The sequence below is a fragment of the Streptomyces cellostaticus genome, assembly GCF_023630175.1.
Classification (GTDB): domain Bacteria; phylum Actinomycetota; class Actinomycetes; order Streptomycetales; family Streptomycetaceae; genus Streptomyces; species Streptomyces cellostaticus_A.
The window spans coordinates 20,929-33,230 of the sequence record NZ_JALLIN010000039.1; the positions used below are offsets into that span (position 1 = coordinate 20,929).

The 12,302-nt window shown below is 73.4% G+C and carries 10 protein-coding genes; 6 read left to right on the forward strand and 4 right to left on the reverse strand.

The window, feature by feature from the left end:
* Positions 1-278: 278 nt before the first annotated feature.
* From MXD57_RS23200 to MXD57_RS23210, 3 genes are all read left to right on the forward strand, one after another.
* Entirely contained in the window at positions 279-1,871 is a 1,593-nt protein-coding gene (locus MXD57_RS23200) for an acyl-CoA carboxylase subunit beta (RefSeq protein WP_250403691.1), read from the forward strand.
* Between the two features lie 138 nt (positions 1,872-2,009).
* Complete coding sequence (speB, locus tag MXD57_RS23205) at positions 2,010-2,999, forward strand: agmatinase (protein ID WP_250403692.1); 990 nt, start codon at positions 2,010-2,012, stop codon at positions 2,997-2,999.
* A 408-nt stretch (positions 3,000-3,407) separates the two neighbouring features.
* Entirely contained in the window at positions 3,408-4,805 is a 1,398-nt protein-coding gene (locus MXD57_RS23210; protein ID WP_250403693.1) for an FAD-binding oxidoreductase, read from the forward strand.
* A 381-nt stretch (positions 4,806-5,186) separates the two neighbouring features.
* Here MXD57_RS23210 and MXD57_RS23215 read toward each other — a convergent pair whose 3' ends face one another.
* A complete protein-coding gene (locus MXD57_RS23215; RefSeq protein ID WP_250403694.1) occupies positions 5,187-5,579 on the reverse strand; it encodes a DUF5997 family protein in 393 nt (130 codons plus the stop codon).
* Between the two features lie 58 nt (positions 5,580-5,637).
* Here MXD57_RS23215 and MXD57_RS23220 point away from each other — a divergent pair, with 58 nt between their 5' ends.
* On the forward strand, positions 5,638-6,432 hold the full coding sequence (locus MXD57_RS23220; RefSeq protein ID WP_250403695.1) for a LysR family substrate-binding domain-containing protein: 795 nt from the start codon (positions 5,638-5,640) through the stop codon (positions 6,430-6,432).
* Positions 6,433-6,613: 181 nt separating this feature from the next.
* Here the strand turns inward: MXD57_RS23220 and MXD57_RS23225 are convergent, their stop codons facing one another.
* From MXD57_RS23225 to MXD57_RS23235, 3 genes are all read right to left on the reverse strand, one after another.
* Complete coding sequence (locus MXD57_RS23225; RefSeq protein WP_250403696.1) at positions 6,614-8,116, reverse strand: MFS transporter; 1,503 nt, start codon at positions 8,114-8,116, stop codon at positions 6,614-6,616.
* 77 nt (positions 8,117-8,193) lie between these two features.
* The gene (locus MXD57_RS23230) at positions 8,194-8,889 is read right to left on the reverse strand and encodes an HAD family hydrolase (RefSeq protein ID WP_250403697.1); all 696 of its coding nucleotides are present in this window, start codon (positions 8,887-8,889) and stop codon (positions 8,194-8,196) included.
* Positions 8,890-8,909: 20 nt separating this feature from the next.
* The gene (locus MXD57_RS23235; protein WP_250403698.1) at positions 8,910-9,386 is read right to left on the reverse strand and encodes an Lrp/AsnC family transcriptional regulator; all 477 of its coding nucleotides are present in this window, start codon (positions 9,384-9,386) and stop codon (positions 8,910-8,912) included.
* Between the two features lie 266 nt (positions 9,387-9,652).
* Here MXD57_RS23235 and MXD57_RS23240 point away from each other — a divergent pair, with 266 nt between their 5' ends.
* Together MXD57_RS23240 and MXD57_RS23245 are read left to right on the forward strand one after the other, a co-directional pair.
* Positions 9,653-11,143: an FUSC family protein gene (locus MXD57_RS23240; protein WP_250403699.1), complete on the forward strand. Its 1,491-nt coding sequence runs from the start codon at positions 9,653-9,655 to the stop codon at positions 11,141-11,143.
* An 84-nt stretch (positions 11,144-11,227) separates the two neighbouring features.
* Positions 11,228-12,256, forward strand: a complete 1,029-nt coding sequence (locus tag MXD57_RS23245; protein ID WP_250403700.1) for a lactonase family protein — start codon at positions 11,228-11,230, stop codon at positions 12,254-12,256.
* Positions 12,257-12,302 lie beyond the last annotated feature (46 nt).

A 12,302-nucleotide genomic window follows, 5' to 3' on the forward strand; every position in this document is an offset into this window, starting at 1 on the left:
GCCCTGTGGTATCGGGCACGGCCGGTCGCGTGTCCTAGTCACCGGGAAAGGAGTGAAACCTCAGAGAAACCTCAAAGAAACCCGCAGTGCGAGCGCGGCGGGCACAGGAGGTTCTTATTCTGGCCTCACTCGCTCTAGGGGTGGCCGCGCGCAGATTAGGGGTGGCTGATGGTGGAGAACCCATTGCGCCGCCGGTTTGAATGGCCCGATGTGTGAGCCTTCGGGGCCCATGGGACCGCAGAGCCGCCCGCATCGCCGGGCCGGGGTGGAGATGGCGCATGACGACGACCCAGGAGACTGCTGCCGCGTACGGGGGCACGACGACCGTCATCGGGAAAGTGGCCGAACTGCACGCTGTTCGCGCGCAGGCGGTGAGCGGCCCGGGAGCCCGGGCGACGGAGGCGCAGCACGCCAAGGGCAAGCTGACCGCTCGTGAGCGGATCGAACTCTTGCTGGACGCGGGCTCGTTCCGGGAGGTCGAGCAGCTGCGGCGGCACCGGGCGACCGGATTCGGTCTGGAGGCGAAGCGGCCGCACACCGATGGTGTGATCACCGGTTGGGGCACGGTCGAGGGCCGTACGGTCTTCGTCTACGCGCATGACTTCCGGATCTTCGGTGGCGCGCTGGGCGAGGCCCACGCCACGAAGATCCACAAGATCATGGACATGGCCATCGCGGCCGGTGCGCCGCTGGTGTCGCTGAACGACGGTGCCGGTGCCCGTATCCAGGAGGGCGTGTCCGCGCTCGCCGGTTACGGCGGCATCTTCCAGCGCAACACCAAGGCCTCGGGTGTCATCCCGCAGATCAGTGTGATGCTCGGCCCGTGCGCGGGCGGCGCGGCCTACAGTCCGGCGCTGACGGACTTCGTGTTCATGGTCCGTGAGACCTCGCAGATGTTCATCACCGGACCCGACGTCGTCAAGGCGGTCACGGGTGAGGAGATCACCCAGAACGGCCTCGGTGGCGCCGATGTGCACGCCGAGACCTCGGGCGTGGCGCACTTCGCCTACGACGACGAGGAGACCTGCATCGCCGAGGTCCGCTACCTCCTGTCGATGCTGCCCTCCAACAACCGCGAGACCCCGCCCGTCGTGGAGTCCGACGATCCCGTCGACCGGCCCGGGGACACGCTGCTCAGCCTCGTGCCGGCGGACGGCAACCGTCCGTACGACATGGCGAAGGTCATCGAGGAACTCGTCGACGACGGCGACTTCCTGGAGGTCCACGAGCGGTGGGCGCGCAACATCATCTGCGCGCTGGGCCGGCTGGACGGCCAGGTGGTGGGCATCGTGGCCAACCAGCCGCAGACGCTGGCGGGCGTGCTGGACATCGAGGCCTCCGAGAAGGCCGCCCGGTTCGTCCAGATGTGCGATGCCTTCAACATCCCGATCGTCACGCTGCTGGACGTCCCCGGCTTCCTCCCGGGCGTCGACCAGGAGCACGGCGGGATCATCCGCCACGGAGCGAAGCTGCTGTACGCGTACTGCAACGCCACCGTGCCGCGCATCTCGCTGATCCTGCGCAAGGCGTACGGCGGCGCCTACATCGTCATGGACAGCCAGTCCATCGGCGCCGACCTCACCTACGCCTGGCCGACGAACGAGATCGCCGTGATGGGCGCCGAGGGCGCCGCGAACGTGATCTTCCGCCGGCAGATCGCCGACGCCGAGGACCCCGAGGCCATGCGCGCCCGCATGGTCAAGGAGTACAAGGCCGAGCTGATGCACCCCTACTACGCCGCGGAGCGCGGTCTGGTCGACGACGTCATCGACCCCTCCGAAACCCGCTCCGTCCTCATCGCCTCCCTGGCGATGCTCCGCTCGAAGCACGCCGACCTGCCGCACCGCAAGCACGGCAACCCCCCGCAGTAACCCACCGGGCCCGCCCCCCCCGGCCCACGCCCCGCGCCCGGACCGTCCGGCGCGGGTCCACGTGCCGGGCGGGCCCCGGACGTCCTCGCTCCGGCCGCGCGCCGGGCCGCAGCACCATGGAAAGGCACTGATCGCACCATGACCGCCCACCCCAACGGAGTGACCCCGCCGCTGCCGCCGACGGAGACCGACCGGACGCTGCACTTCGCGGGCCCCGCGACGTTCGGCCGCGTGCCGCGGATCGACCAGGTGGAGAAGACCGACATCGCCGTGGTCGGCGTGCCCTTCGACAGCGGCGTCACCTACCGGCCGGGCGCCCGCTTCGGCGGCAACGCCATCCGCGAGGCCTCCCGCACCCTGCGCCCCTACAACCCGGCGCAGAACGTCTACCCGTTCCACTACAGCCAGGTGGCGGACGCCGGTGACATCAGCGCCAACCCGTTCGACCTGAACGACGCCGTCGAGACGATCGAAGCCGCCGCGGACGACCTCCTCGCCGGTGGCGCCCGGCTGATGACCCTGGGCGGCGACCACACCATCGCCCTGCCGATGCTCCGGGCCGTGGCCAAGAAGCACGGCCCCGTCGCCGTGCTGCACTTCGACGCCCATCTGGACACCTGGGACGACTACTTCGGGCAGCAGTACACCCACGGCATGCCCTTCCGCCGGGCCGTGGAGGAGGGCATCCTCGACACCTCCGCCCTCTCCCACGTCGGCACCCGCGGACCGATCTACGGCAAGAAGGACCTCGACGACGACGAGAAGCTGGGCTTCGGCATCGTCACTTCCGCAGACGTGATGCGGCGCGGGGTGGACGAGGTGGCCCAGCAGCTCCGCGAGCGCGTAGGCAACCGTCCGCTGTACGTGTCCATCGACATCGACGTCCTCGACCCGGCCCACGCCCCCGGCACCGGCACCCCGGAGGCGGGCGGCCTCACCTCCCGCGAACTGCTGGAGATCCTGCGGGGCCTCGCCGACTGCCACCTGGTCTCCGCAGACATCGTGGAGGTCGCCCCGGCTTACGACCACGCCGACATCACCTCCGTGGCCGCGTCCCACGCGGCCTACGAGCTGATCAGCATCATGTCGAGGCAGATCGCCCCGGTCCGCTGGGGCGCGACCCAGTAACGGCCCGTCCGGGGCCCGGCGACGGCGCGGCGGTCAGACCGAACAGATCGTCTTCACCGAGCACCGCGACACCCGTCGCCTGTGCAGGCCGAGATCAGCTCCGCGCCGGGGAGCGCCGGTGCCGTCAAGGCCATGCACGGCGGCGTACGCCGGGCGGAACGCCGGCAGAGCACGGAGGAGTTCACCCAGAACCGCGTCCTGAGGGAGGCTGCTGGACACGGAGGAGGACAACCGCGACCGACAGGTGCCACCGAGCTTCCTGGGCCGAGCGCGGACCCGGAACGCCGTGGGCCTGCCGTGACGCCGACGTGCGGAGGGTGACCCGCGGGTGAAGACTGAAGACCTGGCGCGCCGAGGAGACGGCGCGTCCGCGCACCGGATCCACGCTCCACACAGAGGTCCTCAGTCATGGGCGCTATCGACGAAACGGCCGTCGGCAGTCTGCGCGAGGCACTGCGGGGGCCGGTGATCGCCCCGCGTGACCCCGGCTACGACGAGGCCCGCAGCATCTACAACGCCATGATCGACCGCCGGCCCGCCGCCTTCGCGCAGTGCGTGGACGTGGCGGACGTGCAGGCGACGATCTCCTTCGCCCGGGACACCGGCACCGAACTGGCGGTGCGCGGCGGCGGCCACAGCGGGCCGGGGCTGTGCCTGGTCGACGACGGGCTCGTGCTCGACCTGTCGCCGATGCGCTGGGCCAGGGTGGACCCGGAGACGAAGACGGTCCAGGTGGGCGGCGGCAGCCGACTCGGGGATCTCGACCACGCGACCCACGCCTTCGGGCTCGCCGTACCGGCGGGCATCATGTCGACCACCGGCGTCGGCGGTCTCACGCTCGGCGGCGGCCACGGCTATCTCACCCGCAGGTACGGCCTGACGATCGACAGCCTGCTGTCGGCGGACGTCGTCCTCGCCGACGGCAGCTGTGTCACCGCCTCCGCGGAGCGCCATCCCGACCTGTTCTGGGCCCTGCGGGGCGGCGGCGGCAACTTCGGCGTGGTCACCTCGTTCACCTTCCGGCTGCACCCCGCCGCCACGGTCGGGGTCGCGGTGACGGTCTGGCCGGTCGACCGCATCGAGGAGGTGCTGCGCTGGTACCGGGAGTTCCTGCCCGCCGCACCGGAAGAGCTCAGCGGGTTCTTCGCCGTGCTGGTCGTGCCGCCCGGCCCGCCGTTCCCCGAGCCGATCCACGGGCAGAAGATGTGCGGCGTCGTCTGGTGCTACACCGGCACTCTCGCGGACGACCGCCTGGCCGAGGTGCTCGCCGTGGTCAACGACCCGGCGCCGCCGGCCTTCCACTTCACCACCCCCATGCCCTACCCCGGGCTGCAGACCATGTTCGACACGCTGATCCCCAAGGGGCTGCAGTGGTACTGGCGCGGTGACTTCTTCGACGCCGTCCCCGACGGCGCCGTGGCCGTGCACCACAAGTACGCCGAGAACATCCCCACCGGCCTGTCGACCATGCACCTGTACCCGGTGGACGGCGCGGCCCAGCGCGTCGGCCCCGACGACACGGCCTGGGCCTACCGGGACGCCGTCTGGTCCGGTGTGATCGGCGGCATCGACCCCGACCCCGCCAACGCCGAACTGGTGCGGCAGTGGTGCGTCGACTACTGGACCGACCTGCACCCGCACTCGATGGGCGGCACCTACGTCAACTTCATCGGCGAACAGGAGAACCCGGACCGGATCCGGGCCACCTACCGGGGGCACTACGACCGGCTCGCCTCCGTCAAGCGCGCCTACGACCCCGACAACCTGTTCCACGCCAACCAGAACATCCCGCCGGCCGCGGACTGACTCCCGCCCGCCGCGCACCGCGACCGCCCCGCCCGGCCCTCGGGACCGCCTCACCGCCCGCCACCGCCGCGCGCCCTGCCCTTCGGCGTCGGCCGTCCAGGTCACCGCGCCCGCGCAGCCCGTGGCCGTGAGCACCGGCTCGGTGGAGAGCCCGTGGGGCCGCAGTGAGCCGTCCGGGCGGTAGGTCTGCCGTACCGCGCCACAGCCCGGTCGGCGTCCCGCCGCGTTGCGGCACACCGCTTCGCCGCCGTCGAGGGCGGTCTCGCAATCGCCCGCGGCCACCCACCCCGTACCTGCCTCCCCGCACACCCGGTGATCAACTGAGCGGAACAGCAGGGAGGCCACTGACAACGGCCTCCGGGGCCGGGGGCGTCGGACGCCTCAGGCCTCCGGAGCGTCCTTCTCCTTTTTCAGGCCCTTCAGCCGTGCGCCCTCCTTGCGGACCTCGGCCTGGGTGGCCCGCTCCTTCTCCAGCCACTCGGGCCGCTCCTGCTTGAGCGCCTCGATCTGCTCGGTGGTCAGCGCCTCGGTGACACCGGCGCGCGCGAGGCCCGAGATGGACACGCCGAGCTTCGCGGCGACCACCGGACGCGGGTGCGGACCGTCCGCTCGCAGTGCGCGCAGCCACTCGGGCGGGTCGGCCTGCAGCTCGTTCAGCTCGGCGCGCGTGACCACACCCTCCTGGAAGTCGGCGGGGGTGGCGGGGAGGTACACACCCAGCTTCTTCGCCGCGGTCGCGGGCTTCATCGTCTGGGTGCTCTGCTGCGAACTCATGAGGCCAAGGGTATCGGCCGGGTTCGGGCCGGCCGACCACGGCCGGTAGCCTGGCCTGGTGACAGGCTCGGATGAATCACCGTCGTTCCGGCTGGCGTACGTTCCCGGAGTGACGCCGGCCAAGTGGGCGCGGATCTGGCAGGAGCGCCGGCCAGGTGTCCCGCTCACCCTGCTCCAGGTCCCCGCGGCCGACGCCCCCGGGCTGCTGCGCGCCGAAGAGGCGGACGCGGCCTTCGTGCGACTGCCGGTCGACCGCACGTTCTTCAGCGCGATCCCCCTGTACACGGAGACCACGGTGGTCGTCGTGCCCAAGGACCACCTGATCACGGCGGCCGACGAGGTGACCCTGGCCGACCTCGCCGACGAGGTCGTGTTCCACCCCCTGGACGACGTCTTCGACTGGGCCGCCCCGCCCGGCGAGCCCGGCTTCGAACGCCCCGCGACGACGCCCGACGCCATCGAGCTGGTGGCGGCGGGCGTCGGTCTGCTGATCGTCCCGCAGTCTCTGGCCCGGCTGTACCACCGCAGGGACCTCACCTACCGTCCCGTCACCGACGCGCCCCGGTCGGGCGTCGCCCTGTCCTGGCCCGAGGAGGCCACCACCGATCTGGTGGAGGACTTCATCGGCATCGTCCGCGGCCGCACCGTGAACAGCTCGCGGGGTCGTACGGCGGAGAAGCGCGAGGCGGAGAAGGGGCGCGGACGGGCGCAGCAGGGCGGCGGCCGCCAGAAGCCCGGGACCGGGAAGTCCACGGGTGCGAAGCCCGCGAGCCGCACGGCGGCGCGGGGCCGCGCCGGCTCCGGGGGCGGCGGGAAGGCGGCCAAGCGGGGCAGGCCGCGCCGCGGGTCGTAGCCCGCGGTCGTGCCGTACCACCGCCCCGGGATCCCGGGGCGTTCCGGGTCCGCCGCGTTCGCGGCTCCCCGTCCGGTCCCGGGGCGAGTTCGCCCCCGGGCGTGCCCGGCACGCGTCGACTCGACCGGGCCGTCCGTGGCCCGGCCCCTGAGGGCCGTGCCACGTCGCGGTGCCGCGGCCCTCAGGGGCCGGGCCGCACCGGTTCCTCCGCGCCGCCCTCCGCGGAGCCCCGCCGGACCCTCTCGCCGGGCCGTGCCGGTTCGGGATGCGCCTGGCGCTCCCGCAGGTCCGCCACCGCCAGCCCCAGCGCGATCACGATGAGCCCGACCGCGGTGAGCAGCCCGAGCTGGATGGCCGTGACGGAGTAGCCGTGGCCGTCCTGGTGCGCGAAGTACACCGCGCCCACCACGGCGATCCCGGCCGCGGAGCCGACCCGCTGCCCCGTCTGGAGGACACCGCCGGCGGCTCCGGCCCGGTGCACGGGGACCCGGGTGAGGGTGAGGGTCGTGTTGGGGGAGACCGTCAGGCCGGAGCCGATCCCGCCGATCAGCAACGGCAGCGCGGTCGCCCAGCCCACGTTCCGCCCGGGCACCAGCTCCACCGCGGCGACCACCCCGAGCAGTCCCAGCGCCACTCCGCCCAGCCCGACGACGACCAGCCGGCGGCCGAAGCGCACCACCAGCCGCCCCCCGACGGCCGCACCGACCGCGGAGGCCGCCGCGAACGGCAGCACGGTCAGGCCCGCGGCCAGCGCGCTGTAGCCGACCGTGTTCTGCAGGAACAGCGTGTAGACGAAGAAGACCGTGGTGAAGCCCGCGAAGTAGGTGAGGCTGATCAGGGCGCCGAGCGTGAACGACCTCAGGGAGAACAGCTCCAGGTCGACCAGCGGGGCCCGCCCCCGCCGTCCCTGGTGTCTCTCCCACGCCCAGAACGCGGCCAGCAGCAGCGCCGCCACCGGCAGCATCGCCCACTTCAGCCGGCCGGTCCACTGCTGCTCCTGCACCAGCGGCAGCATCAGCGCGAGCACACCGGACCCGAGGAGCAGCACCCCGAACAGGTCGAACGTCTCCCGCTTGTCCGCGGGCACCGGGAATCGGGGCAGGAGCCGCAGTCCGGCGGTGAAGGCGGCCACTCCGATGGGCAGGTTGACGAAGAACACCCAGCGCCAGCCGTCGACGGTGCCGACGGCGTCGATCAGCAGCCCGCCGGCCAGCGGCCCGACCGCGGTCGAGACCCCGATGACGCTGCCGAGCAGGCCGAAGGCCCGGGCCCGCTCGGAGCCCTGGAACATCTGCTGGATCAGTCCCGAGGTCTGCGGCGCGACCATCCCGGCCGCGGTGCCCTGGATCAGCCGGAACACCACCAGCCAGGACGGCCCGGGAGCGAGCCCGCACGCCGCCGAGGCCAGCGTGAACAGGGCCAGCCCGAACAGGAAGGCCTGGCGCCGGCCGCGCATGTCGCCCAGCCGGCCCGCGGGGACCAGCGCGAGCCCGAAGGTCAGGGCGTATCCGGAGACCACCCAGGACTGGGCGGCTTCGGAAGCGCCCAGCCCGTGCTCCATCGAGGGCAGCGCCACGTTCACGATCGAGGTGTCGAGCAGCGAGATGAATCCCGCCGTCAGGCAGACCGCGAGCGCTTTCCACCGCCGGTCGTCGGGGGTGGGCACTGCCTGGACTGTGGTCATGGGGTCACGCTAAGCAGCCGTTCGGCCGACCGCACGCCGGGAGCGCCGCCGCACGCCCCGGGCAGGCGCCGTCCGGTTCAGCGGGGACCGGCCGTTCCCGTGAGCCACGCGTGGGCCGACCGGGCCGTGAACTCGGCCTGGCCGCCCCGGACCAGCAGCGCGGCCGTGCCGAACTCGGGCGCGTCCGCCTGCGCCGCCACGTACGGGACGGCGATGCAGCGCATCCCGGCCGCGTGGGCGGCCGCCGCACCCGGCGCCGCGTCCTCGACGACCACGCAGCCGGCCGGGTCCACGCCGAGCCGGCGGGCCGCCTCGAGGAAGACGTCGGGCGCGGGCTTGCCCCGGGGCACCTCGTCGGCCGAGACGGCGGTGCGCAGATGGGCGCCCAGACCTGTGCCGGCCAGGATCGCCTCGATCGCGGCCGGGGAGGAGCCGGAGGCCACCGCCGTCGGCACCCCGTCGGCGGCCAGCAGCTCCACGAACTTCCGCATCTCCGGGTACGCGCGCGTGCCGGTGCGGGCGAGCTCCAGATAGCGCCGGTCGGTCGCGTCGAACAGCTCCTCAACCGAGGCGCGCAGGCCGTAGCGCTCCCGCCACAGGACGACGGTCTCCAGAGTGCTGATGCCGACGTACCGCTCGTGCTCCGTCCAGGTGAAGTCCGGGACGCCGTGCTCGGCCAGGGTCAGCCGGCCCGCCTCGTAGTAGTTCGGCTCGCTGTCCACCAGCGTGCCGTCGAGATCGAAGACGACCGCAAGGGTGCCGGGCTCGCTCATGCCGTCCAGCATGCCCGGCGTCAGGCGCGCTCCGCCCGTCCGACCGCCTCCACCAGGGGGAGCAGCCGGTGGGGGACGCGCTCGCGCAGGGCCACCTCGGTACGGGTGCGCACCACGCCGGGCATGCTGATCAGCTTCTGGATCACGTCCTCCAGGTGGGCGTTGTCCCGCCCCACCACCCGGGCGAGCAGGTCGCCGCCGCCCGTGATCGAGAAGGCCTCCACGATCTCCGGCACGGCGGCCAGCGCGTCGCCCACGTCGTCCAGGTGGCCCTGGGTGACCTCGATGTGCACGAAGGCCAGCACGGGGTGGCCCAGCGCGGCGGGGGACAGCGCGGGGCCCGTACCGGTGATCACGCCGTCGCGTTCCATGCGGTCCAGACGTGCCTGGAGGGTGCCCCGGGCCACGCCGAGGATGCGGGCGTACTCCCGCACGCTGGTGCGCGGCTGCTCCAGCAGGAGCCGCAGGATGCGGGTGTCGAGTGCGTCCACGCTCATGAGGGACGACTGTACCAATGGCTCACCGTTGTGTCGGCGACACACCTCGCCCGACCTGGACCGTTGGCATTCCGGCGGCTGCTCACCCGGTGAGCGGACTGGGCCAATGGATCAGTGATGCGGTCGACACTTGAGCCAGTGACCTCTGTGATGCTCTCATGGGGACGTCGATGGCGCTGCGGACCCCCGCGGCGCCTTTTGTGTGCCGGTGAGGATCCGGCGTTCCGGCTGTTCCGGGCGTGCCCGGGTCCAACGGGAGGAGTCAGGTGCTGAAGAGGGTGTTCGTGGCCGCGGACCCGGGGCGGGCGCGGCTGCGCTTCGCCGCGCGGGCCGTGCTCGGCATCGGGCTGGCGGTCGCCGTCTGCGGTGCGGCGGGGCAGCCCCTGGCCGGTGCGGTCACCGGCGGCCTCGCCGCACTGCTCGCCCTGTTCACCGTCACCGACGCCACCGTGCGCGGGCAGGCGGTCACCACCGCGCTGCTGCCGGCCGTCGGCCTGCCCGTGCTCACCGCCGCCGCCGAACTGCACGACTTCCCCGTGGCGCGGGACCTGGTCTTCCTCGCGGTGGTGGGAGCCGGTGTGTACGCCCGCCGCTGGGGTCCGCGCGGCCACAGCCTCGGTGTCTTCGCCTTCATGACGTTCTTCATGGCCCAGTTCCTGCACACCGCGCCCAGGCAGTTGCCCGGGCTGTACGCCGCCGTCCTGCTGTCCGTGCTCGGCGCGGCCGCCGTGCGCTTCGGCCTGTGGTGCTACGAGCGCGGGCTGCCCCCGGCCGCGGTCCCCGCGCCGCCCGCCGGTGCCGGTCTGTCCCGGGTGACCACCCGGCAGGCCGTGCAGGCCACCGCGGGCGCGGGCTTCGCGCTCGTCGCCGGCCAGCTCATGTCCGGGCAGCGCTGGTACTGGGCGGTGGGTGCCACCTGGTGGGTCTTCGTGAACACCACCTCGCGCGGCGAGACGCTGGTCCGCGGCTTCCGCCGGGTCCTGGGCACCGTCATCGGCATCGGCCTCGGCTTCGTCGTGGCCGTGCCGGTCCACGGGGCGGCCGTGCCCACGGCCGCCCTCGTGGCCGTCGCCGTCTTCGGCATCTTCTACACGGCCGCGGTCTCCTACACCTGGATGATGCTCTGTGTGACCGTGCTCGCCGCCTCGCTCTACGGCGTGCTCGGCGTCCTCAGCCCCGGCCTGCTCGCCCTGCGCCTGGCCGAGACCGGCGTCGGCGCCCTCGGTGCCGCGCTCGCCGTGTTCTTCGTGCTGCCCGTCACCACCCACGCCACCACCGACGCCTGGATCCAGCGCGCCCTGCGCTGCGTGCACGCCTGCACCGGCGAGGCCGCCGCGCGGCTCGCCGGATCGGTGTCGGCGGACCCGGCGCCGCGCGTGGCCGAGCTGGAGCAGCTCCTGGGCCGGGTGCGGCTCTCGGTCGCTCCGCTCGTCCACCCGCTGAACCCGATGCGCGGCCGCAAGCGGCGCGCCCGCCGGGTGCTCGCGCTGCTCGACGACTGTGCCCGCGAGATCCGCGGTCTGGTCGCGGTCGCCGCCGACCCCGAGGCCTCCCACGACGCCCGCCTGGCCGCGGCCTGCTGGCGGGTTGAGGCCGCGGTCGAGGCGCTCACGGACGGCGGCTCCGAACGGGTCCACCGGCCCGCCGAGGCCCCCGCGGAGCCCGCCCTGGCCCATCTGCACGGCCTGGAGCGAGCCCTCGCCGATCTGGCCGAGCCGCTGCGGGCGCCCTCCGGCTCCCGGCTCGTCGGCGCCTGAGGCGAAACGGCCCCTCCTGGTCTAGACCGACGGTGATCGACTGCTACCGTCGGCACCACTGGCGCGGACCGAGAGGGGACAGCGGTGGCAGCGGTCGGCAGGCGGCACAGGGCGTTCATCGGGTCGTTCACAGCCGCCGGCGGCCCCGGACTGGTCACCGCGGAGGTCCGCCCGGGCTCCGGCGCGCTGACCGTCACCGGCCGCCTCGGCACCCTCCCCGACCCCGCCTACCTGGCCCTCTCGCCGGACGGGGACATGCTCTACGCGGTCAGTGAGACCGCCGAGGGCGCCGTCGCCGCGTACCGGGTGGCCGGGGACAAGCCGGAAACCGCCGGGCCGCCCGTACCGGTGGGGGGCGGACCCACCCACCTCGCCCTGCACGCCGGCCACGTGCTGACCGCCGACTACGGCTCCGGCGGCGTCACCGCCGTACCGGTGCGTCCGGACGGCACGCTGGCCGCCGCGCCCTCCGGGCTGCTGCGGCACACCGGCTGCGGCCCGCACGACCGCCGTCAGCGCGGCCCGCATCCCCATCAGGTGCAGCCCGATCCCAGCGGCCGGTGGTTCGTGAGTGTCGACCTCGGCACGGACTCCGTACGCGTCTGCACGCTCGACGGGGGCGTGCCGGTCCTCCACCGCGAGTTCGCGCTGCGACCCGGTTCGGGCCCCCGCCACCTGGCCTTCCACCCGGACGGCGAGCACGCCTACGTGGTCAACGAGCTCACCCCGACGGTCACGGTGTGCCGCTGGGACGCGGCCGGCGGCGCTCTCAGGCCGCTGGCCGAGGTCCCGGTCCTGCCGGGTGCCCCGGCCGGTGACGCCTACCCCTCGGGTGTGGTGGTCGCTCCGGACGGCCGCTTCGTGTGGACCGCGACCCGCGGTGAGGACGTCCTGTCCGTGTTCGCCGTCCAGGGGGACGGCCTCCGGCTGACCGGCACGGTGCCGTGCGGCGGGCACTGGCCCCGCGCGCTGGCCGAGCACGACGGCTTCCTCTACTGCGCCAACGAACGCTCCGGCGACGTGACCTGGTTCGACGTGCGGGAAGGAGCGGGACTTCCCCGCTACGACGGCTCCGTCGAGGTCGCGGCGGCCGCGTGCGCCGTCTTCGGCTGAAGGGCGTCCGCGTCGTCCCCGCGGTACGCCGAAGGGCCCGCTCCGA